Raw genomic sequence first — 24,697 nt, 5'->3', positions numbered from 1 at the left:
CTTGCAGCGCGTGGCAAGGTATCTCGCCCGTCAGGTCAGCCGAACGAGGCGAGGCCGGAGAAGATCGCGGTGAGCAGGAAAGGCAGGCCGATCGCCATGAGCCAGAGTCCGGTGAGATCGCGGCGAAAGCGGGAGCCGAGCCGAGGATCGTCCGCCTGCTCCGTGCCGATTGCAGCCCAGCGCTTCTCGAACGTCCGCAAGGCGGGGATGATGCCGCCCACCAGCACGATCAGCGAGAGAAACGGCAGGATCGACCCGCCCAGCCCCTTGATCGCGCTCATGGTCACGAAGATGTGGAGCCCGGTATAGACCAGCAGGGCGTAGGCGACATGGTCGCTCATGCGGCGGGCGTAGTCATGCTTGCGCGCCTCGCGCTGCTGCGCCCGGGTGTCGAATGCGGTGCTTGCGGCGACCTTGTCCATGTCGAGTCTCTCCCACTCTCTATTTGTCGCGAGTATTTCACCACTTGTCGCAGCAATCAAGTCCGCCCGGTGTCCGTCCCGCCGTGATGCGCGGAATGGCCATGCAGGAATCCTGCCAGTCGATGGTTTCGGGGGGTTCTCGTTAAGTTGCGATTTGCTAAGAGGCGCAGGATGAGTGCGCTCGACAACCCTCCCCCGGCCGGTCCGCAAACCGGCACCGGTACGCTGGACCAGCTGGCGCAGGTATCCGAGGACCTGCCCGCAAATGCCGCGCCGCCGATCCCGCAGGGCGGGCTGGAAGTCGTCTCCATCGCCAAGAGCTACGACAAGCGCAGCGTGCTGACCGATATCTCGCTGACCGTCGGCAAGGGCGAGGTGCTCGGTCTGCTCGGCCCCAACGGCGCGGGCAAGACGACCTGCTTCTATTCGATCATGGGCCTCGTAAAGCCCGATTCGGGCCGCATCCTGATGGACGGCGAGGACGTGACCCGCCTGCCGATGTATCGCCGCGCGATCCTGGGTCTCGGATACCTGCCGCAGGAGACCAGCATCTTTCGCGGCATGACGGTGGAACAGAACATCGACTGCGTGCTGCAGATGGTGGAACCCGACAAGCAGGTCCGCGCCAGCGAGCTGGAACGCCTGCTCGAAGAATTCGGCCTCACCCGCCTGCGCGAAAGTCCGGCGATGGCGCTGTCGGGCGGGGAACGTCGCCGCTGCGAAATCGCCCGCGCGCTGGCGGCCAAGCCGTCGATCATGCTTCTGGACGAACCCTTTGCCGGGATCGACCCGCTCTCCATCGGCGACATTCGCGATCTGGTGAAGGACCTGAAGCAGCGTGGCATCGGTGTGCTGATCACCGATCACAACGTGCGCGAGACGCTCGACATCGTGGACCGCGCCTGCATCATCTACGGTGGACAGGTGCTGTTTGCCGGAAGCCCGCAGGAACTCGTCGCTGACGAGAACGTGCGTCGCCTGTACCTGGGTGAAGGCTTCACGCTGTGAGGCACGGCGGAGGATAACGATGGCGCTCGGTCCCAGGCTCGACCTGCGGCAATCGCAATCGCTGGTGATGACGCCCCAGCTGCAGCAGGCGATCAAGCTGCTGGCGCTGTCCAATCTGGAAATCGAGACGTTCATCGGCGAAGCGCTGGAAAGCAATCCGCTGCTCGAAGCAGGCGAACAGCGGGTCGAGGATGCGCCCGAACCCGCCGCCGATGCTGCCGAAATTCACGATTCCACACCCGGAGACGGCGACGCCGCGCTCGACATCGATCCCGATTCCCTGGACCGGGACCGGGATACGGGCGACTGGTCGGCGGCGTCCGGTTCCGGCGGCATGAGCGACGATCTGCCGTCCATCGAGGACCGCGCCGAACGCTCGGAGACGCTGGCCGAACATCTCTACGCCCAGCTGGGGGCCGTCGCGCCGGACCCGCGCTGCGAGTTCATCGCCCACTATCTGATCGGCCTGCTCGACGAGGCAGGCTACCTCGCGACGCCGTTGCGCGGCGTGGCGCTGGATCTGCAGGCCGGCATCGACGACGTCGAGGCCGCGCTGGTCGTGGTCCAGAGCCTCGATCCGGCAGGTGTGGGCGCGCGCAGCCTTTCGGAATGTCTCGCCCTGCAGGCGAAGGAAGCCGACCGCTACGATCCCTGCATGGCGCGGCTGATCGACAATCTCGACCTGGTCGCGCGCGGCGATTTCAACCGGCTCAAGCGGATGTGCGACGTCGATGACGAGGATTTCGCCGAAATGCTGGTCGAACTGCGCGGTTACGATCCCAAGCCGGGCCTTGCCTTCGGACAGGGCGAGGCGAGTGCGGTGGTGCCCGATATTCTGCTCGACCGCGCAGCCCGGGGAGATGGCTGGGACATTCGCATCAACGAGGCGACCTTGCCGCGGCTGGTCGTCAATCGCAGCTATTACCTCGAACTGCGCGAAGGCTGTACCGACAAGGCATCGAAGGGCTGGCTGAGCGAAAAACTGGCCGACGCCAGCTGGCTTATCAAGGCGCTCGACCAGCGGCAGAAAACCATCCTCAAGGTCGCGGGCGAGATCGTGACGCAGCAGGCGGCCTTCTTCCGCGCCGGCGTATCGGGGCTGAGACCACTGACGTTGAAGACCGTGGCCGAAGCGATCGATATGCACGAAAGCACCGTCAGCCGCGTCACCTCCAACAAGTTTCTGCACTGCGAACGCGGGACCTTCGAACTGAAGTACTTCTTTACGTCCGGCGTGGGCAGCGCAGACGGCGAAGGTGCGTCGTCCGAAACTGTGAAGGCGCGCATCAAGGCGCTGTGCGATGGGGAGGACCCCCGCAAGATCCTGTCCGACGACAGCTTGGTGGACCTGCTCAAGGCCGAAGGGTTCGACATCGCCCGGCGCACGGTCGCCAAGTATCGCGAGGCGATGGGCATCGGTTCATCGGTCCAGCGGCGGCGCCAGAAGAAGCTGGCGGGCGCACTTTAACCACGCCGCCGCAGCCTGTGGATAAGTGTTGCTCAAAAGACTCAAGCATTCCGCCATTCCAAGGCTTTACGGCTTATTAACCTTTTTCCTTCAGACCTTGTGTGGTTAATGACTGTCAACACCCCTTTAGAGGGGGTTACCACAGGGGCACACGGGGGAACTACCATGCGGGTACTGCTGATCGAGGACGAGCCGACAACGGCACGCGCCATTGAGCTGATGCTTACCACCGAAGGCTTCAACGTCTACTCGACCGACCTGGGCGAGGAAGGCTTGGACCTTGGAAAGCTGTATGACTACGACATCATCCTGCTCGATCTGAACCTGCCGGATATGCACGGCTACGACGTTTTAAAGAAGCTGCGCGTCGCCAAGGTGCAGACGCCGGTGCTGATCCTGTCGGGCATTTCGGAAATGGATTCCAAGATCCGCAGCTTCGGCTTCGGTGCGGACGATTACGTGACCAAGCCGTTCCACCGCGACGAGCTGGTCGCGCGCATCCACGCCGTGGTGCGCCGGTCCAAGGGCCACAGCCAGAGCGTGATTCGCACCGGCAAGCTGGCGGTGAACCTCGATGCCAAGACCGTCGAAGTCGACGGCGCACGCGTTCACCTGACGGGCAAGGAGTACGCCATGCTGGAGCTGCTTTCGCTCCGCAAGGGCACCACGCTGACCAAGGAAATGTTCCTCAACCACCTGTATGGCGGGATGGACGAACCCGAACTCAAGATCATCGACGTTTTCATCTGCAAACTCCGCAAGAAGCTGTCGAATGCTTCGGGCGGAGAAAACTATATTGAAACCGTCTGGGGTCGCGGTTATGTTCTGAGGGATTCAGAGGAAAAGGCTGAAGCCGCCTGATCGGGCTTACCGGTCGAAGGTTTCAATTTTCAGACCCCAAAATTCCCCCCCGCGGCCTCGGCCACGGGGGGTTTTTTGATGGAGTTCTGCGGGGCGTTCAGCGTCCGTCTCTCCCGAATGGACCGGGACTGTACGAAACGTATAGATACAAGTCGCGCTAAGGCGGGCAGTTTGTACCGACAATTCCGACGCCTACGGAGAATCGGTCCCATGCAAGTTTCCGCAAGCACCAGCGCTTCCGCAAGCAGGCCCGTTCAACGCGACAACGCCAATGCCAGCGATGTCCAATACACCGTCCGGCGCGGCGATACGCTGGGCGCGATCGCGCAGCGCTTCGGCACAGATGTGTCGGCCCTGGTCGCGCGCAACGGAATCCGCAACGCCAATCTAATTTATCCGGGGCAGCGGCTGACCATTCCTTCTGCCGGGATGCAATTTGCCATCGTCGCGCGCGGTGATACGCTCGCCGGAATCGCTGCGCAGAGCGGCGTCTCCGTGGCGCAGATCGTCGCCGCCAATCCGCAGATCAGGAACGCCAACCTCATCTTTCCCGGAGACCGCGTCGCGATCCCGGCCGGCACGACGACCGCGCCCGCGACATCGCCGCGCGAGCCTTCTGCGCCGCGCGCTGTGGATCCCGTCGGCGAAACCCGGCTTTCCGGCGGAACATTGCGCCTCACTCAGACCGACATCGTCAATATCAAGAAGACCTTGCAGACCGAATGGGTCCAGACTGCGGGCGACGCGCAGGCGCACGGCATCATCGACACCATCCTCAATCGCACGGCATCCGGCCGCTGGGGGGACAGCGTTTCCGACGTCGTCAATGCGCGGTATCAATTCTCGGATATCAACGGACCCGTATCGTGGGGCAACAACCGGACCTCGGTCGAGCAGATCCCGATGTCGAGGGTGAGCGGGCGGGTCGATCGCCTGGTCGACGCCTATCTGGCAGAACGCGCCGGCGGGCGGCCCTCCTCGATCGGCACGCATCTCAACTACGCGAACCCCCACTACTCGAGTCCGCGCAATCTCGGCTGGATCATGGCGCTGGACGGTCCCGTGCTCGGAAGCGGGCGCGCAATCCATCGTCACGGTACCACGCCCGATCTGGAGCGCCACCGCCCCGATGCCTTTGCCCTCGCTCTGCCGGGTACTGCCGCGACCGCCCCGCCCGCAGCGGGGCCGGCGCTTCCGAACCGTCCTTTCGACGGGCGCGCCGTAGCCGCGGCCAACGGCGTGGAAATCAAGGGAGCATCCGTGAACATCTCCCGGCTCCAGCCCGAAATGGCGCCCGTCATCACAGCAGTCGCCGATGCAGCCCGCCAGCTCGGCCTTCCAACGCCTGTCATCACATCGGGCAATGACAGCAGACATTCGAGCGGCTCGCTGCACTACAGCAACGCCGCACTCGATTTCCGCGGGCGGAACATTTCGATTGCGCAAGGCAATGCGCTGCGCGAAGCGGTACAGCGGGCACTGGGGCCCGAATACGACGTCCTGTTCGAGACGTTTCCGGACAGCAACAACAACCATCTCCATGTGGAGTTCGACCCGAATTGACCACGCCGCACCCCTGTCGCCTGTTGCTCGCCGGGACACTTGCCTGCCTGACCATCGCAGCTTGCGATGCGCCCGACGCGGCTGTGGCGGCGGATGACGAACAGGGCCAGGTCGCGAATGCCGGAACATCGCTGGCCGCGCCCGGCACGAGTAGCGGGACTGTCGCCGGAACGGCGGGCGGGTTGGAAAGCGCGCAAGGCGACAGCCCGCTCGGTCATACCGGCACGCCAACGCAGCCGACGAGCGAGGGTCTGTTCGCCGCGAATTCCCGTGTGCTCGGCAAGCGCGATCGCCAGATGGTCGGCGGCGCGGCCTGCGAAATCACCTTCACCTATCCCGACTACCCGCCGCAGATCGTGATCTGGGAAGAACCCTGCAAAGCAGTCGACGCGCGCATCATGCGCCAGCCGCAGCTCGAGGAGTTCAATCGGTGGGAGCGGATCGACGAATACGGCCGCAAGGCCATCGCGGAGCGCACGGGCGGCGATGTACTCTATGTCGGCGGAAGCTTCTCTGCCTCGGTTTTCCCGATGGACTACAACCAACTGCCATTCGAGATTGCCGTCGCCGACTGAGCTTCGCGCGCTGGACGCGGGCGGCGAAGTTTTCTAACCGCCCGCCGCATGACCGCGCACAAACCCGGCGATCCGACCACGCTCAACCGACTCTACGGCCGGAGCCAGGGCAAGCCCCTGCGCGCCGGGCAGCAGGAACTGGTCGAACGGTTGCTGCCGCAGATCGCCGTTCCCGCCGACGGTCCCGTCACGGCTGACCGGCTGTTCGGCCACGACTGCCCGCTGCACTTCGAAATCGGCTTCGGGGCAGGCGAACACCTCGCCTATCGCGCGGACATGCTGCCCGACCACGGCTTCATCGGGGCGGAACCCTTCCTCAACGGGGTCGCCGGCGCGCTCGGCCATATCCGCGATGGCGGGCTTGCCAACATCAGGTTGCAGCATGGCGACGCGCTGGACGTGTTGCAGCGCATTCCCGACGGGTCGCTGAGTTTCGTCTACCTGCTCCACCCCGACCCTTGGCCCAAGGCCCGCCATGCAAAGCGGCGCATGATGAACGATGGGCCGGTCGATCTGATCGCGCGCAAGCTCAAGCCCGGCGGGGAGTTTCGCTTCGGCACCGATCACGCGGTCTACCTGCGCCATGCGCTGATGGTGATGCGGCGCTTCACCACGGCTGCCGAGGGACCGTTCGAATGGCTCGTCGAAAACCGGGACAGCTGGCATAATCGCCCCAGCGGATGGTGCGAGACGCGTTACGAGCACAAGGCCCGCACGGTTTTCGGGCACGAAGTCTGGTATTTCCGCTTTCGCAGGCGATAGCCTTTTCACAATAGACAACAGGCGCTTGGAATCTCACAAGCGGGCCTGACGCGACTCCGCCATCTTGCGAGCCGCGCTTTCGAGGTGCTGCCGATGCGCTGCGGATTTCTGCCGATATGATCGCTGCCTTCGTGGCGGAAAATTCCGCCGTGATCGGGCTGGTCGTGCTGCTTGGCCTGTTCATCGCATTCGCGCTCGAACGGCGCCCGCCGGTCGTCGTCGCCGTGTTCGGCGCAGCGCTGCTGATGGTCCTGCAATTCCTGTCCCCTGATGAGATGCTGGGGGTGTTCGGAAACTCCGCGCCGATCACGATTGCCGCCATGTTCATCCTCTCGGGCGCGCTGCTGCGGACGGGCGCGCTGGAGGGCGTTTCCGGCTGGGTCATCCGGCGCACCTTGCGAAAGCCACGGCGCGCGCTGGGCGAAATCGTCGGCGGCACGTTGTTCGCTTCTGCCTTCATGAACAACACGCCGGTGGTGATCGTGATGATCCCGATCGTCCGGCGGCTGGGGCGGGTACTCAAGATCCCGGCCACCCGCCTGCTCATCCCGGTCAGCTACCTCACCATCCTCGGCGGCACGCTGACCCTGATCGGCACCTCGACCAATCTGCTGGTCAACGGCGTCGCGCAGGAAGCGGGGCTGGAGCCGTTCGGCATATTCGAGATCACCGGTGTCGGCATCGCAAGCGCGGTCGCAGGGCTGCTGGTGATCGCGGTGCTCGGCCCCCTGCTGCTGCCCAGCCGCGGCCCGCGCAACATGGACGAAGAGCGAGAGAGTGACGTGTATCTCTCGCAGCTGACCCTGACCGAGGACAGCAAGTTGATCGGGCGGCGGCTGTCGAACACGCCGGTGTTCCGCCGGCCCGGCCTCGGCTTCCTCGCCCGCCTGAACGGTCGCGGGCTGGAACGCAACGGCGTGGGCGACGAGGTGCTTGAGGCGGGCCATAGCTACGTCGTGTCCGCCACGCCGGAGGAACTCGCATCCCTGGCAGAAGCAGCGGATTTCCGCACTGGGCTTGTCGGTATCGGCGGAGGCATCACCACCCGCACCGACGGCCGGCCCGAAGACCTCGTGATCGTGGAAGCGGTCGTCTCCGCCTCGCACCCCGTCATCGGGCGGAGGCTGGCGGAGATACCGATGCTGTCGCGCCTGAAGGTGCGCGTGCTCGGCCTGTCGCGACCCCGGCACCTCGCTGGCCCCACCCTGGCCGACGTACGGGTTCGCGCAGGCGACCGGCTGCTGATCGCCGCGACGCCCGATGCCGCGCAGGCGATCCAGGCGAATGTCCAGCTGACCGACGTCGCGCAAAGCACCATCCGGTCCTTCCGCCGGAGCAAGGCACCGCTCGCCATAGCGACGCTGGCGGCTGTGGTGATCGGCGCGGCGGCGTTCGGCCTGCCGATAGAAGCGATGGCGATCATGGGCGTCGCGCTGGTGCTGCTGACGCGCTGCCTCGAACCGGACGAGGCTTGGTCCAGCCTCGATGGCAATACGCTGGTGCTGATCTTCGGGATGCTCGCCTTCGGCAAGGGACTCGACAATGCCGGTACCATCGAACTGATCGTCGACTGGCTGCAACCTCTGATGGGCAAGGGTTCGCCGATCCTGACGCTGATCGTCATCTACGCCGTCACTAGCCTGCTGACCGAAATCGTCACCAACAATGCCGTGGCCGTCATCATGACGCCCATCGCGATCGCGCTGGCTCAGGCCGCCGGCATCGACCCCCGACCGCTGGTGATCGCGGTGATGTTCGGAGCGAGCGCCAGCTTCGCGACGCCCATCGGCTACCAGACCAACACGCTGGTCTACGGCGCAGCGAACTACCGCTTCACCGACTTCCTCAAGATCGGCGTGCCGATGAACCTGGGCGTCGGTGCGGCTGTCTGTGCGGTGCTTTCGACGATGCTGTAACGGTTTCGGAACGCCTTGCGTGGCGGCGCGCTGTTGCCATGAACCACGACCGCGAAAGGCATTTCACATGAGCAAGACCATCGTCATCCTGGGCGCATCGCGCGGCATCGGCCTCGGCCTTGCGAAGACCTTTCTCGAACGGGGCTGGAACGTGGTGGCGAGCGAGCGTTCGCGCAGCGACGAGCTCCATGCGCTGGACGACGACAGCTTGCGCATCGTGACCTGCGACGTGACCGAGCCGGAAAGCTACGCCGATCTCGGGCTGGAAGACGGCTCGGTTGACGTGTTGCTGGTCAATGCCGGCATTTCGGGCGCGAAGCACCAGTCGGCCTCGCAAGCCACGGCGGACGAGGTCGCGCACGTGATGATGACCAATGCCTACGGCCCGACGCGAGCGGCCAGGACGCTGCTGGGTGCGGTGCGCGACGGTGGGACAGTCGCCTTCATGTCGTCGCTGATGGGGTCCATCACCGACAGCTCCGGCGGCTACGAACTCTACCGCGCCAGCAAGGCCGCGCTCAACATGCTCGCCAAGGGCGTGGCGGAGCAGGATGCGAAGGGCCGCGACATCGAAGTGCTCGCCCTGCATCCCGGCTGGGTGCAGACCGACATGGGCGGTCCGAACGCAACGCTGACCATAGAACAGAGCGTCACCGGCCTGGCCGACGTAATGGAAGCGTCCGGTGGCGGCGGCTTCCGCTACGTCGATTACAGCGGCAAGGAACTTCCGTTCTAGGCGATCAGCCCACGACCCCGGCGCTCGCCAGCACGGCAAGCGTCAGCACGTCGGGCGCGATGGCGGTCATCGGGGCGATCTGCACCGGCTTCTCCATGCCCACCATCATCGGTCCGATGGTGGAAGCACCCGCCAGTTCGCGCAGCAGCTTGGCCGACAGGTTCGCCGATTGCAGGCCCGGCATGATCAACACGTTGGCAGGCGCCGAGAGGCGGCTGAACGGGTAGAGCGCCATGACCTTCGGATTGAGCGCGGCGTCAGGTGCCATTTCGCCTTCGTATTCGAAGCCCACGTCCTCTGCATCGAGAATGGCGACGGCTTCGCGGATGTTCTCCAGCCATTTGCCGCTGGGATTGCCGAACGTCGAATAGGACAGGAAGGCAACGCGCGGATCGTGGCCCAGCCGCCGCGCGACTGCCGCGGTTTCCTTGGCGATATGCGCCAGCTCTGCCGAACTCGGCCGTTCGTTGATCGTCGTATCGGCAAGGAAGACGGTGTAGTTCTGCCCGATCATCAGGTGGATGCCGAAGGGCACCGCACCGGGCTTGGGATCGAGCACGAGGTTCACCTCGCGCGCCGTCTGCGCGAAGGGGCGCGTAAGCCCCGAAATCATCGCGTCGCCATGGCCCATGGCGACCAGCAACGCGGCGTAGATGTTGCGTTCCTGATTGACCATGCGGCGCACGTCACGTTCCGTGTAGCCGCGCCGCTTGAGGCGTTCGTAAAGGTAGTCGACCATCGCCGGCACCTTTTCGCTGATCGCGGAGTTCTCGATCTCGAAACTGCCGGGATCGGACACGCCGAGCATGTGCAGCTTGTCGACCACGGCCTTGGTCCGGCCAACCAGGATCGGTGTGCCGTAACCGAAGTCGCGGAACTGGATCGCCGCGCGCAGCACAACGTCCTCTTCCGCTTCGGCGAAGACGACACGCTTGGGATTGGCCTTGGCATCCTCGTAAACGCGGGTGAGCACCGAGGTCGTCGGGTTGAGCCGCGCTTTCAGCGACACGCGATAGGCGTCGAAATCCGCGATCGGATCCTGCGCCACGCCCGAATCCATCGCTGCCTTCGCAACGGCGGAAGACACGACTTCCATCAGGCGCGGGTCGAACGGCGCGGGGATGATGTAGTCGGTACCGAACTTGTGATTGACGCCGTAAGCTGCGGCGACTTCTTCCGGCACGCGTTCGCGCGCGAGGGCGGCGATGGCCTGAGCGGCGGCGATCTTCATTTCTTCGTTGATGGCGGTCGCCCGCACGTCGAGCGCGCCGCGGAAGATGAAGGGGAAGCCAAGCACGTTGTTGACCTGGTTCGGATAGTCGCTGCGCCCGGTCGCGATGATCGCGTCGGGGCGTACGGCCTTGGCATCCTCAGGCCGGATTTCCGGATCGGGGTTGGCCATGGCGAAGATGATCGGGCGCTCGGCCATGTGCTCGACCCACTCGGGCTTGAGCGCACCGGCGGCCGACAGGCCGAGGAAGACGTCGGCGCCCTTCAGCGCTTCTTCCAGGCTGCGTGCCTCGGTTTCCACCGCGTGCGCGCTCTTCCACTGGTCGACATTGTCGCGACCGGGATAGATCGGGCCGGACCGATCGCACACGATCACGTTCTCGTGCCGAACGCCCATCGCCTTTATCAGCGCGGTACAGGCGAGCGCCGAGGCGCCCGCGCCGTTCACCACCATCTTGACGGTGTCGAGGTCGCGGCCCGTCAGGTGGCACGCATTGATCAGGCCAGCAGCGGAAATGATCGCGGTGCCGTGCTGGTCGTCGTGCATGACCGGGATGTTCATCCGGTCGCGCAGCGCCTGCTCGATCACGAAACATTCGGGCGCGGCAATGTCTTCTAGGTTGATGCCACCAAAGGTCGGCTCCATCAGGGCGACCGCTTCGATGAACTTGTCCGGATCCTCGGTGTCGAGTTCGATGTCGATCGAATCGACGTCGGCGAACCGCTTGAACAGCACCGCCTTGCCTTCCATCACCGGCTTCGACGCAAGCGCGCCGAGATTGCCCATGCCGAGGATCGCGGTGCCGTTGGAAATCACGGCCACCAGGTTGGAGCGCGCGGTGTATTTCGCTGCATTGGCCGGATCGTCGGCAATCGCCTGCACGGGCGCCGCCACGCCGGGCGAGTACGCCAGGCTGAGGTCGCGCTGCGTGACCACGGGCTTGCTCGGCACGATCTCGATCTTACCGGGCCTAATCGTCTCGTGATAAAACAAAGCTTCGCGTGTGGTGAAGCGGGTAGTTTCGTTCTCGTCCAAGCGATGCTCCTGTATCCGGTGCCGCCCCTAACCCAGCAACCGCGCAAACGGTAGGGGAAACCTTCGCCTGCGCCCTTTGCGCGAATCGATGCCGCGGCGCTACGCCCGCTGACACGATGGCCAGCGGCAATTCTTCCGGGGCGACCCCCATGATGGCGCAGTACCATGCGCTGAAGGAGCAGGCGGGCGAGTGCCTGCTGTTCTACCGCATGGGCGACTTCTTCGAACTGTTCTTCGACGATGCGAAGACAGCGGCGCAAATCCTCGACATTGCGCTGACCACGCGGGGCGAACACGGCGGCGCGCCTGTGCCAATGTGCGGCGTGCCGGTGCATTCGGCGGAAAGCTATCTTGCGCGCCTGATCCGCGCAGGCTGCCGCGTCGCGATTGCCGAGCAGGTGGAAACGCCGGACGAAGCCAAGGCCCGCGCCAAACGCGATGGCACGCCCAGTTCGAAGGCGCTGGTCGCGCGCGACATCGTGCGCTTCGTCACGGCGGGAACGCTGACCGAGGAAGCCCTGCTCGAACCGCGCCGCGCCAATGTGCTGGCGGCGGTGTGCGATCTGCGCAGCGGTATCGGCATCGCCTCGGTCGATATTTCCACCGGGCGGATGCAGCTGGAGGAATGCGACGCTGGCCGCGTCGCCGCAGCGCTGGCCCGGCTCGGCGCGAGCGAGACCGTGGCGCCCGACGACATGGCCGACGCACCGGAAGACGCGATTGCCCGGCCGCGCGGCGATTTCGCCAGCGATGGCGGGGAAGCGCGACTGAAGGCCATCCACGGCGTCGCCACGCTCGATGGCTTCGGCAGCTTCTCACGCGCAATGCTGGCGGCGGCGGGCGGGCTGATCGCCTATCTCGACCATGCGGGACGCGGCAAGCTGCCGCTGCTGCTGCCCCCGGAAATGCGCGCAGGCGAAGCGCACATGGCGATGGACGCAGCAACCCGCGCCAGCCTCGAAATCCTCGAAGCGCAAGGCGGCGGGCGCGCGGGCAGCCTGATCGCGAGCGTGGATCGCTGCGTCACCGGCGCGGGCGCGCGACTGCTGGCAGAAGACCTCGCCGCCCCGCTCGCCAACAAGCCCGGCATCGAGGCGCGGCTGGCGCTGGTGCAATATGTGCACGAGGACAGCCTGCTGCGCGGCGACCTGCGCGCCGTGATGAAGGGGCTGCCGGACATCGGCCGCGCGCTGGGGCGTGTGGTGGCCGGCCGCGGAAGCCCGCGCGACCTCGGCCAGATCCGCGACGGCCTGTCCGAAGCGCGGCGGCTGCGCGACCATCTGTCGAAGCGCGAAGCGCGCCCCGCCATGCTCGACGCGCTGCTGCCCGATCTTTCCGGTCACGGCGCGCTGGTCGACCTGCTGTCGCGCGCGTTGGTCCCGTCCCCGCCGACCGAGCGGCAGAACGGCGGCTTCATTGCGGAAGGCTACGACGCGGCGCTCGACGAATTGCGTGCCATGTCGGGCAGCGCGCGGCGCGCCATCGCTGCAATGGAAGCGCGATACCGGGCGGACACCGGCATCGCCTCGCTCAAGATCAAGCACAATGGCGTTCTCGGCTACTTCATCGAGGTGTCGGCGAAGCACGGCGATGCCTTGATGGCCCCCGACAGCGGCTTCACCCACCGCCAGACCATGGCCAATGCGGTTCGCTTCAATTCGCTGCAACTGCATGAGGAAGCCAGCCGCATCGCCGAGGCTGGCGGACGCGCGCTGGCCGCGGAGGAGGCGCATTTCGAAGAACTGGTGGAAGCGGTCGTGGCCGCGCGCATCGCCATCGCAGCCACGGCCGCGGCGCTTGCCCGGATCGACGTCGCCTGCGGTCAGGCAGAGCGCGCGGCAGAGGGTGGCTGGTGCCTGCCGCAAGTGGTGGATCACGCCTGTCTCGAAGTGACCGGCGGACGGCATCCGGTGGTGGAGACCGCGTTGGCCAAGACTGGTGAGCGGTTCGTGGCGAACGATTGCAGGCTCGGTCCGGACGATCGGCTGTGGCTGGTTGGCGGGCCGAACATGGGCGGCAAATCGACCTTCCTGCGGCAGAACGCGCTGATCGTCCTCCTGGCGCAGGCGGGCGGATACGTGCCGGCGGAAGCTGCGCGCATCGGGCTGGTCGACCGCTTGTTCAGCCGTGTCGGCGCCTCCGACAATCTGGCGCGCGGACGTTCCACCTTCATGGTCGAGATGGTCGAGACCGCCGCCATCCTCTCGCAGGCGACGGAGCGCAGCTTCGTTATCCTCGACGAGGTCGGTCGCGGGACTTCCACTTACGATGGTCTTGCACTCGCGTGGGCCGTGGCCGAGGCCGTGCATGAGAGCAACCGCAGCCGCTGCCTGTTCGCGACGCATTACCACGAAATGGCCCGGCTGGCCGAAAGCTGCGAGGCTTTGTCGCTGCACCATGTGCGCGCGCGCGAGTGGAAGGGCGATCTGGTGCTGCTGCACGAAGTCGCGACCGGCCCGGCGGACCGGAGCTACGGCCTTGCCGTCGCCAAGCTCGCCGGTGTTCCTCCGCAGGTCGTCGCGCGTGCCGACGCGGTGCTGGCCAAGCTGGAGAAAGGCAAGGCCGAAACAGGCGGTCTGGCAGCCGGGCTGGGCGATCTCCCGCTGTTTGCGGCGACGGCCGTCCCGACCGGGAAAGCGCGCAACCAGTTGCGCGAAAAGCTCGACAGCATCGATGCCGACGCACTCTCCCCGCGCGATGCGCTGGAATTGCTTTACGACCTCAAGCGCCTGTCGGCTTCAACCGAAGGTTAAACCTTTCGCGCTACCACTCCCCGCGTGAGCGGAACCGAACTCAAGATGCGCGGACCGGCACTGCTGTTCGCAGCGGCCGTGGTGGGCATGACCGCCTTCCTGGCGAGCGACGACGGCGTGCTGGAGCGCGCTGCCGGAGGAAAGGACGCGCCCAAAATCGTCGAAGGCCCGCAATCCGCAGGCAAGCCCGTCGCCGCGCCGAGGCCTTCTCCCTCGCCCGCGATCATCGAAGGCGATGGCAATGGCGGATGGACCGAAGACGGAGTGGACAACGCAGAGGGTTACGATCCGACCCCGGCGGAATGGTCCGACGACGGTGACGATAACAGCGACAGCAACGAAACCGAGCTGATCGAGCCGGACGTTATGGTCGAGGATGCACCGGGCGAACTCGGCGGTTCGGCCCTGCCCCCCGGCATCTAGGGAACCTTCCCGCGCGCGACCTGTCTTATCTGAAGGGCATGAGCGACAAGGATTCCAACGAACTCGCGGTAGAACGCACCGATCTGGCCGAAGATCGCACGGTCCAGGCGACCGAGCGCACGTTCGCCGGATGGATGCGGACGGCTTTTGCCGCCATCGGCATCGGCCTTGCCTTTCGGGCCGTGTTCGGGGAATTCGACCCGCCCTGGCTCGCGAAGGCCATCGCCACATTGTTCGTGATACTTGGCGCGACGATTGCGTGGACGGCTTATGGCCGGGCCTGCCGGACGTTCCGGCAACTCTCGACGCACCATGTCGACACGCCGAACATACCCAACATTCGCTGGATGAGCTGGTCGATCATCGTCGCCGCGCTGGTGCTGATCGCGGGCTTCTGGCTGCTCAACGACGGCAATCTCGCCGCCGAGTGAACAGCCAGAGGCGCGAAGGCGGCTAACTGTCGTCCTTCTCGAATTCGGCGTCGTGGCCTTCGCCATACTTGCCGGCGTCATCGTCGTGATTAGGCTCGCCGCGATAGGCACCCATGTCGATCCGGCCAGAGCTTTCCATATCGCGCATGTGATCGACGGTATCCTGCGTGGAATCGCCCATCAGGCCGCTCTTGTTCGGTCCCTTGGTGCTTTCCGTGGGGCTGCCGGTATCTTCGGTCAGCGCCTGCGCCTGCTTGGCAACTTCCTGCGCCTGGCTGCGGTGGTCGTCCTGCTCGTCATTATGCGTTTCGGGGGCGAGATCCGCCTGACGCTGCTCCTGGCTCAGGCCGTCTTCGTTCTTCTTGTCGGTCATTTCCGGTACTCCTTTGCCCCTTCAACGAGCGGCAAAGGCGCGCGGTTCCACGACCTCAGCGGTTCGCGCCCGGAGTCCAGAGCACGTCGCCCGCACCGCCGGCATTGATCGCGCGAGCCATGACGAAAAGGCAATCGGACAGGCGGTTGACGTAGGTCAGCGCCGCGGGATTTACCGGCTCCGCATCGGCGAGCGCGGCGAGCGCCCGCTCGGCCCGGCGCACGCAGGCGCGCGCGACATGGACACGCGCCGCCGCCTCGCTGCCGCCCGGCAGGATGAAGCTGGTGAGCGGGTGCATTGCCGCATTCATCGCATCGATGCGGGCTTCCAGCCAGTCGGTCTGCGAGGGCACCATGCGCAGGACCATTTCGGACGGTTCGAAGTCAGCCCCGCCCACATCCCCCAGCGGCGTGGCGATATCGGCGCCGCAGTCGAACAGGTCGTTCTGTATGCGGGTCAGCATCTCGGCATACTCGCCTTCCAGCGCGACGACCGCCAACCCGATGGCACTGTTCGCCTCGTCCACAACGCCGATCGCTTCGAACCGCGGATCGAATTTCGCCCGGCGAGAGCCATCGACCAGGCCGCTGGTGCCGTCGTCCCCGGTGCGGGTGTAGATCTTGTTGAGTTTTACCATCTGCCGGCAGCTATCGACCGAAGCGGGGGTTCGCAATAGCGACCGCCTTCACGCAATTGCCCGGCAACGTGATGAAAGCCTGACGAAGAGACGTGCGGGACCGATATGGAGGAAGATTAGTCAGTCTAGCTGTTGAGCGCGAGCAGAACGGCAACCACCACGATTGCCAGCGCCTGGTACTTGATACGCGCAAACATCGCCTTGTTCTGACGCAGCTGCATTTCCGTCGCGCCATCGCCCGGCGTCTCCAGATCGGCCTTCGACGTCTGCAAAAAGGCGACGATGCCGCGGATGAGCTGGAACAGGGCTGCCGCCATCAGCGCGATGAGCAGGATGATGAGGATTGCGTTCATGGCGACTATCTAGGGATTGCCGAGCGAAATGTCAGCGGGCAATTGCTGCAACCGCAGTTGCCGGGCGAGCAATTCACCGTCGTCACCGGCCAGCCGCCGCTCCGTAAGTCCCCAGCCCAGCTCTCCCGAGCCGCGCCGCTTGGCAAGTTTGCGGCCTTCCCGGTCCAGAAGCAGGGGATGGTGGTGCCAATGCGGCACCGGCAGATCGAGCAGCGCCTGCAGCAGGCGGTGGACATGGGTGCTTGCAAACAGGTCGGCCCCCCGCGTCACCAGCGTAACGCCGTCCGCGGCATCGTCGAGCGTCGCGGCGAGGTGATAGCTGGCGGGCAGATCCTTGCGGACCAGGACGACGTCGCCCATCGCCAGCGGGTTGGCCTTCTGCACTCCGGCGAGCGCGTCTTCCCATGTGAGTGGCCCCGTCAACTCCAGCGCCCTCGCGACGTCGAGGCGCCAGGCCGCGCCTTCCGGATCGACCGCGCGGTGGCGGCAGGTGCCCGGATAAAGCGGCCCGCCATCGCTATCGCGCGCTGTCGCTGCGGCCGCGATCTCCGCGCGGGTGCAGCAACACGGGTAGAGAAGGCCTTGTCCACGCAGTCGCTCCGCCGCTTCGGCATAGCGCTCCAGCCGCCCAGACTGCGCGGCGACTTCTTCCCATTCGAGCCCGAGCCACGCCAGGTCGGCACGAAACTGCTCCGCCAGTTCGGGTCGGCTGCGGGGGCCGTCGATATCCTCGATCCGCAGCAGGAAGCGCCCGCCCGCATCCTTCGCCAGATCGTGCGCGACGATGGCTGACCATGCGTGGCCCAGATGAAGGGGGCCATTGGGGCTTGGGGCGAAGCGGGTCACGATCATTTCGCCATCGCCATAGCGCATCTGGCCGCAACTCGCCGCAATTCCTGTGGATTTGCCTTTTGTCACAGGCTTGACGCTTTCCCGCGCAAATGCTCCCCTGCCGTCATCGGAGGGGACCCGAACTTATGTTCAAAGCCGATCTGATCGAACGCCAGGCCCGTTTCCGCAGTGCGGAAGGCGATCCGTCGCGCAGCCTCGACAGCTGTCCGGCGCTGGTGCTCAATGCGGATTACACGCCGCTTTCCTATTACCCGCTCAGCCTTTGGCCCTGGCAGACCGCCATCAAGGCCGTCTTCCTGGAGCGGGTCGACATCGTCGCGAGTTACGAGCGCGCGGTTCACTCACCCACGCTCGACATGCAGGTGCCGAGCGTGATCGCGCTGCGCCAGTACGTCCGCCCGAGCGAATTTCCCGCCTTCACCCGCTTCAACCTGTTCCTGCGCGACAGCTTTGCCTGCCAGTATTGCGGCAGCGGGAAGGATCTTACCTTCGACCACGTCATACCCCGGCGACTTGGCGGCAAGACGAGCTGGGAAAACATCGCCACGGCCTGCGCGCCGTGCAACATGAAGAAGGGCGGACGCACGCCGCAACAGGCGCATATGCAACTGCACCTGCGCCCGATCCGGCCGACCAGCTGGCAGTTGCAGCAGCGCGGCAAGAGCTTCCCGCCCAATTACCTTCACGAAACCTGGCGCGACTGGCTCTACTGGGACATCGAGTTGGAAGAGTAGCGCATACGAAAAAGGCGCCGCCCGCGGGCAGCGCCTTGTTTCCGTTCCGTCAGGATGGCTGCTTAGCAGTTGCCCTGTACGCCGTCGGCGCAGTCACCGACCGATTCGACGTCTTCGCCGAGGCCATCAATCGTGTTGCAAGCCGGCAGCAGAATGGCCGAGCCGCTGAGTGCGAGAATTGCCAGAAGCTTCTTCATAGGGGTTCTCCGTTGATGCAGACTGCATGGGGTCGCGCCAGCAGCATGGTGTCACGTTAACGCGCGGACAAACCGCTGGTTCCGCTGGGGTTCATCCCGGCGGCGTGGCGTCACGTAACGGCGGAGCGCTCAGCGAAGCGCGGCTCGCGCCATTCCCCCGTGTCGAGAATATCGCGCAGCGCCTCCACCGCGCGGGCGCATTCGGCGAAGCGCAGATAGGCCGGGGCGAAACCGAAGCGCAGGATGTCGGGGGCGCGGAAGTCTCCGATTACGCCGCGCGCGATCAGGGCCTGGCTCAGTTCGTAGGCGTTGGCGTGACGGAAACTCAGCTGGCTGCCGCGTTTCAGCGGGTCGGTCGGGCTGACAAGCGGCAGGTCGATGCCGGCTGCGTCCATACACTGCCGGAAGAATTCGCTGAGGTTGCGCGACTTGTCCCACAATGCGGTCACGCCGATGCGGGCGATCAGATCGACGCCTTCCTCCAGCGCTGCGAGGCCGAGGATCGGCGGCGTTCCGCATTGTAGCTGCTTTGCGCCCGCAGCCGGGGCATAGTCGTCGGAAAAGGCGAACGGCTGCGCGTGGCCGAACCAACCGGTCAGCGGTTGCTGAAGCTGCGCGTGGTGCCGTTCCGCGACATAGGCGAAGGCTGGCGCGCCCGGCCCGCCGCAGAGATACTTGTAGCCGCAACCGACCGCGAAATCCGCCTGTGCCGCGTTCAGTTCGACCGGCAGCGCCCCGACCGAATGCGACAGATCCCACAGCACCAGCGCACCCGCATCGTGCGCGGCTCGCGTTAGTGCGGCCATGTCATGCATCGCGCCGGTCTTGTAGTGAACGTGGGTGAGCAGCAGCAGCGCGACGTCATCGTTCAGCGCATCGACCAGTTGCCCGCGTTCCGCCAGGCGCCGCTCGGCCAAGCCCTGCGCCTCCAGTCCGGCGATCATGTAGAGGTCTGTCGGGAAATTGCCCGGTTCGGACAGCACCACCTTGCGCCCCGGCCGCATCGCGAGAGCGGCGGCGATCAGCTTGAACAGGTTTACCGAGGTCGAATCGCAGGCGATGACTTCGTGCGGTGCGGCTCCGATCAAAGGGGCGATCTTGCCGCCGATGCGCTGCGGCCAGTTTACCCATTCGGCATCGTTCCAGCTGCGGATCAGCCCTTCGCCCCATTCCTCGCGCACCAGCCGTTCCATCCGGGCAGGCGTCGATTTCGGCAGGCAACCGAGGGAATTGCCGTCGAGATAGACGACCACCTCCGGCACGGCGAACTGGTCGCGCCAGTGTGCCAGCGCGTCAGCGGCGTCGAGGCGTTCGGCCTTGTCCAGCATCACAAATCCCTCAGCACCGCACGGACCGGGGAGGCATCGCCGCCCACGATGGGCAGCGGCAGGGCGATCAGCTCGTACCGGCCCGCAGGCACGTCATCGAGCACCAGCCCTTCCAGCACCCGCATGTCCGCCGCCAGCACTGCCAGATGCGCATCCATGCTCTTGCTGTCCTGCGGATCGAGCGATGGGCCGTCCATCCCGATCAGGACCACTCCCGCCTCGGCCAGCGCCGCGACGGTGGCAGGCGCAATTGCCGAATGTTCTTCCTGCCATGCCTCGTGCGGAAACGCATCGTAGGTGCGAAACAGCACCCGGCGCGCACCATCCAGCGCCGGCAGATGGCGCGGTTCGACCAGCGCCCCGCACCCGCGCGCGTCGACCACCAGGCACTCGCCCAGGAACGGCTCCAGAGGCACGGTCGCGATGTCGGGCGCGCTCGCAGAATAATGCAGCGGCGCGTCGGCATGGGCGCCCGTGTGGGTCGACAGGGTCAGCTTCGACACGTTGACCGGCGACCCTGCGCCCATGTCCCACGTCGCCTGACCGGAGAACGGCGTGTCGCCCGGCCACACCGGGACGCCCGGATGGAGCCGCTGCGAGATGTCCCGGATGCGCCGTTCCGCCATCAGATCGCCGTCCTCACGCTGAGCAGTTCGGGGAAGAACACCTGCTTCAGCACGCCTGCGAGATAAGGCACCCCCGGCGTGCCCCCGGTCCCGGTCTTGAAGCCGATGATACGCTCCACCGTCTTCAGGTGCCCGAAGCGCCAGCGCTGGAAATGGTATTCCAGATCGACCAGTTTCTCGGCCAGTTCATACAGATCCCAATAAGTTTCCGGCGCGCGATAGACCTGCGCCCATGCGGCCTCCACCTGCACCGATGGTTCCCAAGGGGCTGTCACTTCGCGTTGCAGCACGGACTGGGGAATGGCGAAGCCACGCCGCGCGAGCAGGCGCACCGTCTCGTCATAAAGGCTTGGCCGGGCCAGCTCGTCGCGCAGCTGCTGCGCCACCTGCGGCACGGCCTCGTGCATCGTCACCATGTCGGGATTGCGGCCGCCGAGCAGGAATTCCATCAGGCGATACTGCGCGGACTGGAAGCCGCTCGAATTGCCGAGATGCGGGCGCACGGTCGAATAATCGTGCGGTGTCATGGTGCTGAGAACGTCCCAGCTCTGAATGAGCTGACCCTGCGCGCGTGCCACCCGGGCGAGTTGCTTGAATGCGGGCCGCAGATCGTCCGCGATCACGCATTTGCGCGCTTCCATCAACTCGTGAAGGCACAGCTTCAGCCACAACTCGCTCGCCTGGTGGACGATGATGAACAGCATCTCGTCATGCGCGCCGGACAGGGGATGTTGCGCGGACAGGATGCGATCGAGATCGAGGTAGGACGAATAGGTGACGTCTGCATCGGTGGCTTTGTCGCGCGGAACTGTCATGCCCCCGGCCCTAGCGCGAAAGGTGCAATTGTAACTACCCCTCAATCACGCGGGTCTGCGGGTGGTGCTTGTCGAGATGCTTCTTGATGATCCGCAGGTTCTTGCTGTTGGAACGGTACACGAAGTCGAACAGGTCGCCGGCGACTGGCACTGCACCGAGGAGCGAGTCGAACGCGATGTGGCCGCCCATGCGCCAGAGCTGCCATTTCGGCAGGCCGAGGTTGCGCGCTTCCCAAACGATGTAGGCACCCATCGCCGCGGTGATGAAATCGCCGACCACCGGCACCAGGCCGACGATCGAGTCCAGCCCCACAGGCACGCGCGTGCCCGGAATGACGAAGCTGCGTTCGAGCAACTGCTCCATCGCCTCGATCCGCTTGCGGATGGAAACCGGGTCGGTCCCCACCGGTATTTCCGGCATCATCGGCCGGGGGCGTTGCGGATCTGGCATGAAACGGTGGCTCCTCTCTCCCGCCCTATCTGGGCATTTCGGCAAGCGGCGGCAAGGGATGGAAGGCCCAGATGTTACCGGCAAACCCTGTCACGTCTCCGCGAACCAGCGACCAGCGTATCGGCGCGCCGAGCGGGATGAACACATTGGTCGCATCGAACTGCACCTGCGCCTCGCCCAGCAGGCGGCGGCGTTCGGTATCGTCGGCGGTCCCGACCGATTGCTTTACCAGTGCATCGGCGGCCTGCGAACAGGCCCCGCGCGCCACGCTGCAATTGAACTGGTTGAGGAACCATCGCGCCCCGCCGAACCGCGCCACCCTGTCGCGAAGAACGAGATCGGCACTTGCGACATCGGCGGCACGTTGCGCCGGAACTCCGATTGCCAGCCATTGCTCGGCCAGTTGCGCGAACATGATGTCGGAACCCGGCCCTTCCGGCAAATAGACCCGCAACGGCCCAACGGAGCCACCACCCGCCCGGAAATTCGCGATTCGCGCAGCGGCAGTGCCGCGACGTGCATCGAGAGCGATGCCGTCCCAGCGCGGCGGAACGCTCGTCAGGGCAGTGGGCACCACGCTGGTAGCCGACACCCAGCCGCCGATGGAGAACGGCGCGATCAGGGCTTCCCGGTCGAGCGCGAGCGATAGCGCCTCGCGCGTTGAGGCATCGCCCAGCACCCCTTCCGCCCGCACGACGTGGAGGCCGAAGAGCCCGATCGCCGGATCGAGGCGGACGGTCCCGCGCGAAAGCGGTCCGACCTCTGCCAGCGGCAGGTCCGACAGCGAACCGCCCAGCACGATATCCGCCTCCCCGTCCTTGAACCGCGCGGTCGCGGCCTCACTATCGCCGACGAACAGAGCGATCCTTCGCACCCGGTTGCGCCAGCCGTCCTCGGTCGGCAGGCCGCGCCGTTCGGGCGCCGCCATGTCAAGGGCGCGTTGCCCCTGCGGTGGGGCGTACAGGGTCATCGGAATCGAATCGGTGCCGGTCGGGGTCAGCGCCATTTCCGGCTGGGCGAGCAGTTGCAGGAAATCGGGCACCGGACTCGACAGGCGGAACTCGATCACGCCTTCGGCCATCGTGCGAACTTCGCGCACCGGAGCCAGGTCGAGCCCCAGCGAAGTTCCGTCCAGCGCGCGCAACCGGTCGCGAATGACGCCGCGGACGCTGTCGGCGGTCAGCGCCCGGCCATCGGGCCAGTCGCCATCGCGCAGGCGGAAGACATAGCTGCGGCCTTCGTCGGTCACGATCCAGCGGTCGGCAAGGCCGGGGGCGACCAGCCCTTCGGGATCGAGCGTGACCAGCCCCACGCTCTGCGCTGCGCGAAGATGCTGTGCCGCGCCGGAAAGGCGCAGGCCGGAGGCGTAGGTGCTGTCCGCCTCTCCGATCAGCGCAACTTCGAGAGGTCCGTCGTTGCCGCCCGAGCAGGCCGCAAGCAGGGCGCACAAGAGAGCAGGAAGGACGAAGCGACGCATTGCCGGCCGTCCTAGCACCGGCGCGGCGTCAGGTCAGTGGCGAAGTGGTCGCGAAACCGCGAAAGAATCAGACCTTGCGGAGCTTGGCCGGATCGGGCGCTTCGAATTTTGCCGTGGGCACGCGCAGGAAGCGCGGCGTCGTCTCGCCAGTCGCGGCACCGGGATTGGAGCGAACGAGGTCAGGGTCGATTTCCTGGGAAAAGGCAACGCCGAAGCGCGAGCCTTCGACCCATGCGACGGTCGAATCGATCGCGTCGATATTCTTGAGCTTCACGGAGATGCGCTCGCCGCGAACCACGTGCAGGCCATCGCCATCAGCCATCATGCCGCCCGGCGACAAATTGCGGACCTTCAGGCGATGCTGGCGGCCGTTGTGCTCGACTTCCGCGAACAGGAAGAAGCTGCTGCGGTTGACCTGCCTGGTGTCGACGCTGCTCATTGTCCTGCGGTCCTCAAATCTCGGCTTTCGTTTGCAGTTCGGGCTTTGGACAGTGCCTTAGACCCTGTTGGCAAACAAAGGTTTAACCGTGATCGCAAGATTTGCCAGCGGGCGCGGGCGGCAGCGTCCACCCGCTGCGCTCAGTCGTCGCGGCTGATGCGTTCTTTGCGCTCATGCGCCTGCTGCGCTTCCACGGTCATCGTCGCAATCGGCCGCGCGATCAGGCGCTGGAGGCCGATCGGGTCGCCGGTGACCACGCAATAGCCATATTCGCCTTCGTCGATGCGGCGGATCGCGGCGTCGATCTTGGCGATCAGCTTGCGCTGGCGGTCGCGGGTACGCAGTTCGATCGACCAGTCGGTTTCGCTCGACGCGCGGTCGTTCAGGTCGGAATCGCGGATCGGGCCGTCCTGCAACGATTGCAGCGTATTGTCGGCTTCCGTGTGAATATCGCGCTTCCAGTCCTTCAGCAGCTGGCGAAAATATTCGAGCTGCGCTTCGGACATGTATTCTTCGTCGGCCGCGGGCACGTAGCCGCCGTTACCCGCAGCCGGGCGGTGATCGGTTTCGGTCGATTTCGCGCTATTGGACGCCGAGGGCATCGCTTGCTTCTCCACCACATCGCCGTGATTTCCGTAAGGGCAACACCCCTTCGCAAACCGACCGGCGCGCCGCCCCCCGGCGGCTCGCGGCGGCCTATACGGACAGGCGCGGACCATCACAAGCGGACAATGGAAAAGGCCCCTAATCCTTGCCCGATTAAGGGCAGCCTAACGGCATTTGTGCGACTTGAACTTGCGAAATGGCAAGTATCGTTAACGGTTTGCTTACCATCTTGCGGAAGAACGGGGGTCGAAGGCGGCTGGGGGGCTGCCCGACATTTGGGGGTAAAAGATCATGCAACTCGTACAAATCACCGCTGCCGAACCGGCCACGATCATCAATGCCGATGGCGATCTGTCCATTGCCGGCTATCTTTCCGCCGCTGCCGACGGCTGCATCGAATCGCACTATCACCTCGGCGTCGCCTATTCGACGGGCAGCCATGGCCTGTCCTGCGATCTGATCGAAGCGCACAAGTGGTTCAATCTCGCCGCGACGCAGGGCCACGAAGAAGCCGCCTGGTGCCGTGCCGACGTGTCGGACGAGATGACCGCCCGCGAGATCGCAGAGGCCCAGCGCCGCGCCCGCGAATGGCTGTCCGCCATCAGCCGCCGCGCTGCCTGAACCT

The 24,697-nt window shown here is 65.4% G+C and carries 27 protein-coding genes; 13 read left to right on the top strand and 14 right to left on the bottom strand.

What is annotated here, in order from left to right:
• Positions 1-35: 35 nt before the first annotated feature.
• Positions 36-422 (bottom strand): hypothetical protein, encoded by a 387-nt coding sequence (locus ACXYN8_RS00435; protein WP_458887294.1) that lies wholly within the window; start codon positions 420-422, stop codon positions 36-38.
• A gap of 171 nt (positions 423-593) precedes the next feature.
• On the opposite strand from ACXYN8_RS00435, the gene lptB reads away from it, so the two are divergent.
• The 8 genes from lptB (at position 594) to ACXYN8_RS00395 (ending at position 9,311) form a co-directional block, all read left to right on the top strand.
• A complete protein-coding gene (gene lptB, locus ACXYN8_RS00430) occupies positions 594-1,430 on the top strand; it encodes an LPS export ABC transporter ATP-binding protein (protein WP_458887293.1) in 837 nt (278 codons plus the stop codon).
• Positions 1,431-1,449: 19 nt separating this feature from the next.
• Positions 1,450-2,898 (top strand): RNA polymerase factor sigma-54, encoded by a 1,449-nt coding sequence (gene rpoN / locus ACXYN8_RS00425; protein ID WP_458887292.1) that lies wholly within the window; start codon positions 1,450-1,452, stop codon positions 2,896-2,898.
• A 165-nt stretch (positions 2,899-3,063) separates the two neighbouring features.
• Positions 3,064-3,759: a response regulator transcription factor CtrA gene (gene ctrA, locus ACXYN8_RS00420; RefSeq protein ID WP_458887291.1), complete on the top strand. Its 696-nt coding sequence runs from the start codon at positions 3,064-3,066 to the stop codon at positions 3,757-3,759.
• Positions 3,760-3,969: 210 nt separating this feature from the next.
• Positions 3,970-5,322 carry a LysM peptidoglycan-binding domain-containing protein gene (locus ACXYN8_RS00415; protein ID WP_458887290.1) on the top strand — a complete coding sequence of 451 codons (1,353 nt, stop codon included), beginning with the start codon at positions 3,970-3,972 and terminating at the stop codon, positions 5,320-5,322.
• The gene (locus tag ACXYN8_RS00410) at positions 5,319-5,897 is read left to right on the top strand and encodes a hypothetical protein (RefSeq protein WP_458887289.1); all 579 of its coding nucleotides are present in this window, start codon (positions 5,319-5,321) and stop codon (positions 5,895-5,897) included. Before ACXYN8_RS00415 ends, ACXYN8_RS00410 begins: the two co-directional genes overlap by 4 nt.
• 48 nt (positions 5,898-5,945) lie before the next feature.
• On the top strand, positions 5,946-6,659 hold the full coding sequence (gene trmB, locus ACXYN8_RS00405) for a tRNA (guanine(46)-N(7))-methyltransferase TrmB (protein WP_458887288.1): 714 nt from the start codon (positions 5,946-5,948) through the stop codon (positions 6,657-6,659).
• Positions 6,660-6,775: 116 nt separating this feature from the next.
• Positions 6,776-8,575, top strand: coding sequence for an SLC13 family permease (locus tag ACXYN8_RS00400; protein ID WP_458887287.1), 1,800 nt, complete (start codon positions 6,776-6,778; stop codon positions 8,573-8,575).
• A gap of 67 nt (positions 8,576-8,642) precedes the next feature.
• Positions 8,643-9,311, top strand: coding sequence for an SDR family NAD(P)-dependent oxidoreductase (locus ACXYN8_RS00395; protein WP_458887286.1), 669 nt, complete (start codon positions 8,643-8,645; stop codon positions 9,309-9,311).
• A 4-nt stretch (positions 9,312-9,315) separates the two neighbouring features.
• Here ACXYN8_RS00395 and ACXYN8_RS00390 read toward each other — a convergent pair whose 3' ends face one another.
• Positions 9,316-11,577: an NADP-dependent malic enzyme gene (locus tag ACXYN8_RS00390; RefSeq protein ID WP_458887285.1), complete on the bottom strand. Its 2,262-nt coding sequence runs from the start codon at positions 11,575-11,577 to the stop codon at positions 9,316-9,318.
• A gap of 149 nt (positions 11,578-11,726) precedes the next feature.
• On the opposite strand from ACXYN8_RS00390, the gene mutS reads away from it, so the two are divergent.
• The 3 genes from mutS to ACXYN8_RS00375 are packed head-to-tail and all read left to right on the top strand — an operon-like array spanning position 11,727 to position 15,184.
• Positions 11,727-14,330, top strand: coding sequence for a DNA mismatch repair protein MutS (gene mutS / locus ACXYN8_RS00385; protein ID WP_458887284.1), 2,604 nt, complete (start codon positions 11,727-11,729; stop codon positions 14,328-14,330).
• A 24-nt stretch (positions 14,331-14,354) separates the two neighbouring features.
• On the top strand, positions 14,355-14,753 hold the full coding sequence (locus tag ACXYN8_RS00380; protein ID WP_458887283.1) for a hypothetical protein: 399 nt from the start codon (positions 14,355-14,357) through the stop codon (positions 14,751-14,753).
• A gap of 38 nt (positions 14,754-14,791) precedes the next feature.
• Positions 14,792-15,184 (top strand): YidH family protein, encoded by a 393-nt coding sequence (locus ACXYN8_RS00375; RefSeq protein ID WP_458887282.1) that lies wholly within the window; start codon positions 14,792-14,794, stop codon positions 15,182-15,184.
• Positions 15,185-15,206: 22 nt separating this feature from the next.
• Here the strand turns inward: ACXYN8_RS00375 and ACXYN8_RS00370 are convergent, their stop codons facing one another.
• The 4 genes from ACXYN8_RS00370 to gluQRS all read right to left on the bottom strand — a co-directional run bounded on the left by ACXYN8_RS00370 (position 15,207) and on the right by gluQRS (position 17,399).
• Complete coding sequence (locus ACXYN8_RS00370; RefSeq protein WP_458887281.1) at positions 15,207-15,557, bottom strand: hypothetical protein; 351 nt, start codon at positions 15,555-15,557, stop codon at positions 15,207-15,209.
• Positions 15,558-15,612: 55 nt separating this feature from the next.
• The gene (locus tag ACXYN8_RS00365) at positions 15,613-16,194 is read right to left on the bottom strand and encodes a cob(I)yrinic acid a,c-diamide adenosyltransferase (RefSeq protein WP_458887280.1); all 582 of its coding nucleotides are present in this window, start codon (positions 16,192-16,194) and stop codon (positions 15,613-15,615) included.
• Between the two features lie 125 nt (positions 16,195-16,319).
• The gene (locus tag ACXYN8_RS00360; protein WP_458887279.1) at positions 16,320-16,547 is read right to left on the bottom strand and encodes a hypothetical protein; all 228 of its coding nucleotides are present in this window, start codon (positions 16,545-16,547) and stop codon (positions 16,320-16,322) included.
• Between the two features lie 9 nt (positions 16,548-16,556).
• Complete coding sequence (gluQRS, locus tag ACXYN8_RS00355; protein WP_458888873.1) at positions 16,557-17,399, bottom strand: tRNA glutamyl-Q(34) synthetase GluQRS; 843 nt, start codon at positions 17,397-17,399, stop codon at positions 16,557-16,559.
• 125 nt (positions 17,400-17,524) lie between these two features.
• Between gluQRS and ACXYN8_RS00350 the strand changes: the two genes are divergently transcribed.
• Entirely contained in the window at positions 17,525-18,133 is a 609-nt protein-coding gene (locus ACXYN8_RS00350) for an HNH endonuclease (RefSeq protein ID WP_458887278.1), read from the top strand.
• Between the two features lie 62 nt (positions 18,134-18,195).
• Here the strand turns inward: ACXYN8_RS00350 and ACXYN8_RS00345 are convergent, their stop codons facing one another.
• From ACXYN8_RS00345 to dksA, 8 genes are all read right to left on the bottom strand, one after another.
• Entirely contained in the window at positions 18,196-18,330 is a 135-nt protein-coding gene (locus tag ACXYN8_RS00345; protein WP_458887277.1) for an entericidin A/B family lipoprotein, read from the bottom strand.
• Between the two features lie 110 nt (positions 18,331-18,440).
• Positions 18,441-19,658, bottom strand: a complete 1,218-nt coding sequence (gene kynU / locus ACXYN8_RS00340; protein ID WP_458887276.1) for a kynureninase — start codon at positions 19,656-19,658, stop codon at positions 18,441-18,443.
• A complete protein-coding gene (gene kynB / locus ACXYN8_RS00335) occupies positions 19,658-20,284 on the bottom strand; it encodes an arylformamidase (RefSeq protein WP_458887275.1) in 627 nt (208 codons plus the stop codon). The genes kynU and kynB overlap by 1 nt, the downstream gene beginning before the upstream one ends.
• Positions 20,284-21,099, bottom strand: a complete 816-nt coding sequence (locus tag ACXYN8_RS00330) for a tryptophan 2,3-dioxygenase (RefSeq protein ID WP_458887274.1) — start codon at positions 21,097-21,099, stop codon at positions 20,284-20,286. The genes kynB and ACXYN8_RS00330 overlap by 1 nt, the downstream gene beginning before the upstream one ends.
• 34 nt (positions 21,100-21,133) lie before the next feature.
• Positions 21,134-21,550, bottom strand: coding sequence for a DUF4112 domain-containing protein (locus tag ACXYN8_RS00325; RefSeq protein ID WP_458887273.1), 417 nt, complete (start codon positions 21,548-21,550; stop codon positions 21,134-21,136).
• A gap of 25 nt (positions 21,551-21,575) precedes the next feature.
• Positions 21,576-23,027: an ABC transporter substrate-binding protein gene (locus ACXYN8_RS00320; protein WP_458887272.1), complete on the bottom strand. Its 1,452-nt coding sequence runs from the start codon at positions 23,025-23,027 to the stop codon at positions 21,576-21,578.
• Positions 23,028-23,094: 67 nt separating this feature from the next.
• The gene (locus ACXYN8_RS00315; protein WP_458887271.1) at positions 23,095-23,466 is read right to left on the bottom strand and encodes a PilZ domain-containing protein; all 372 of its coding nucleotides are present in this window, start codon (positions 23,464-23,466) and stop codon (positions 23,095-23,097) included.
• Between the two features lie 140 nt (positions 23,467-23,606).
• On the bottom strand, positions 23,607-24,068 hold the full coding sequence (gene dksA / locus ACXYN8_RS00310; protein ID WP_458887270.1) for an RNA polymerase-binding protein DksA: 462 nt from the start codon (positions 24,066-24,068) through the stop codon (positions 23,607-23,609).
• A gap of 295 nt (positions 24,069-24,363) precedes the next feature.
• Here dksA and ACXYN8_RS00305 point away from each other — a divergent pair, with 295 nt between their 5' ends.
• The gene (locus tag ACXYN8_RS00305) at positions 24,364-24,693 is read left to right on the top strand and encodes a hypothetical protein (protein ID WP_458887269.1); all 330 of its coding nucleotides are present in this window, start codon (positions 24,364-24,366) and stop codon (positions 24,691-24,693) included.
• Positions 24,694-24,697: the final 4 nt, after the last annotated feature.

The organism is Altererythrobacter sp. CAU 1778 (genome assembly GCF_054482795.1).
Note: the sequence above shows the minus strand (reverse complement) of the source record. Positions and strands in the feature narration are given on the sequence as shown.

Coding starts and splice junctions, on each gene's coding strand:
- ACXYN8_RS00435 (WP_458887294.1), bottom strand. CDS start 422: ATGGACAAGGTCGCCGCAAGCACCGCATTCGACACCCGGGCGCAGCAG.
- lptB (WP_458887293.1), top strand. CDS start 594: ATGAGTGCGCTCGACAACCCTCCCCCGGCCGGTCCGCAAACCGGCACC.
- rpoN (WP_458887292.1), top strand. CDS start 1,450: ATGGCGCTCGGTCCCAGGCTCGACCTGCGGCAATCGCAATCGCTGGTG.
- ctrA (WP_458887291.1), top strand. CDS start 3,064: ATGCGGGTACTGCTGATCGAGGACGAGCCGACAACGGCACGCGCCATT.
- ACXYN8_RS00415 (WP_458887290.1), top strand. CDS start 3,970: ATGCAAGTTTCCGCAAGCACCAGCGCTTCCGCAAGCAGGCCCGTTCAA.
- trmB (WP_458887288.1), top strand. CDS start 5,946: ATGACCGCGCACAAACCCGGCGATCCGACCACGCTCAACCGACTCTAC.
- ACXYN8_RS00400 (WP_458887287.1), top strand. CDS start 6,776: ATGATCGCTGCCTTCGTGGCGGAAAATTCCGCCGTGATCGGGCTGGTC.
- ACXYN8_RS00395 (WP_458887286.1), top strand. CDS start 8,643: ATGAGCAAGACCATCGTCATCCTGGGCGCATCGCGCGGCATCGGCCTC.
- mutS (WP_458887284.1), top strand. CDS start 11,727: ATGATGGCGCAGTACCATGCGCTGAAGGAGCAGGCGGGCGAGTGCCTG.
- ACXYN8_RS00375 (WP_458887282.1), top strand. CDS start 14,792: ATGAGCGACAAGGATTCCAACGAACTCGCGGTAGAACGCACCGATCTG.
- ACXYN8_RS00370 (WP_458887281.1), bottom strand. CDS start 15,557: ATGACCGACAAGAAGAACGAAGACGGCCTGAGCCAGGAGCAGCGTCAG.
- ACXYN8_RS00365 (WP_458887280.1), bottom strand. CDS start 16,194: ATGGTAAAACTCAACAAGATCTACACCCGCACCGGGGACGACGGCACC.
- ACXYN8_RS00360 (WP_458887279.1), bottom strand. CDS start 16,547: ATGAACGCAATCCTCATCATCCTGCTCATCGCGCTGATGGCGGCAGCC.
- gluQRS (WP_458888873.1), bottom strand. CDS start 17,399: ATGATCGTGACCCGCTTCGCCCCAAGCCCCAATGGCCCCCTTCATCTG.
- ACXYN8_RS00350 (WP_458887278.1), top strand. CDS start 17,525: ATGTTCAAAGCCGATCTGATCGAACGCCAGGCCCGTTTCCGCAGTGCG.
- ACXYN8_RS00345 (WP_458887277.1), bottom strand. CDS start 18,330: ATGAAGAAGCTTCTGGCAATTCTCGCACTCAGCGGCTCGGCCATTCTG.
- kynU (WP_458887276.1), bottom strand. CDS start 19,658: ATGCTGGACAAGGCCGAACGCCTCGACGCCGCTGACGCGCTGGCACAC.
- kynB (WP_458887275.1), bottom strand. CDS start 20,284: ATGGCGGAACGGCGCATCCGGGACATCTCGCAGCGGCTCCATCCGGGC.
- ACXYN8_RS00330 (WP_458887274.1), bottom strand. CDS start 21,099: ATGACAGTTCCGCGCGACAAAGCCACCGATGCAGACGTCACCTATTCG.
- ACXYN8_RS00325 (WP_458887273.1), bottom strand. CDS start 21,550: ATGCCAGATCCGCAACGCCCCCGGCCGATGATGCCGGAAATACCGGTG.
- ACXYN8_RS00320 (WP_458887272.1), bottom strand. CDS start 23,027: ATGCGTCGCTTCGTCCTTCCTGCTCTCTTGTGCGCCCTGCTTGCGGCC.
- ACXYN8_RS00315 (WP_458887271.1), bottom strand. CDS start 23,466: ATGAGCAGCGTCGACACCAGGCAGGTCAACCGCAGCAGCTTCTTCCTG.
- dksA (WP_458887270.1), bottom strand. CDS start 24,068: ATGCCCTCGGCGTCCAATAGCGCGAAATCGACCGAAACCGATCACCGC.
- ACXYN8_RS00305 (WP_458887269.1), top strand. CDS start 24,364: ATGCAACTCGTACAAATCACCGCTGCCGAACCGGCCACGATCATCAAT.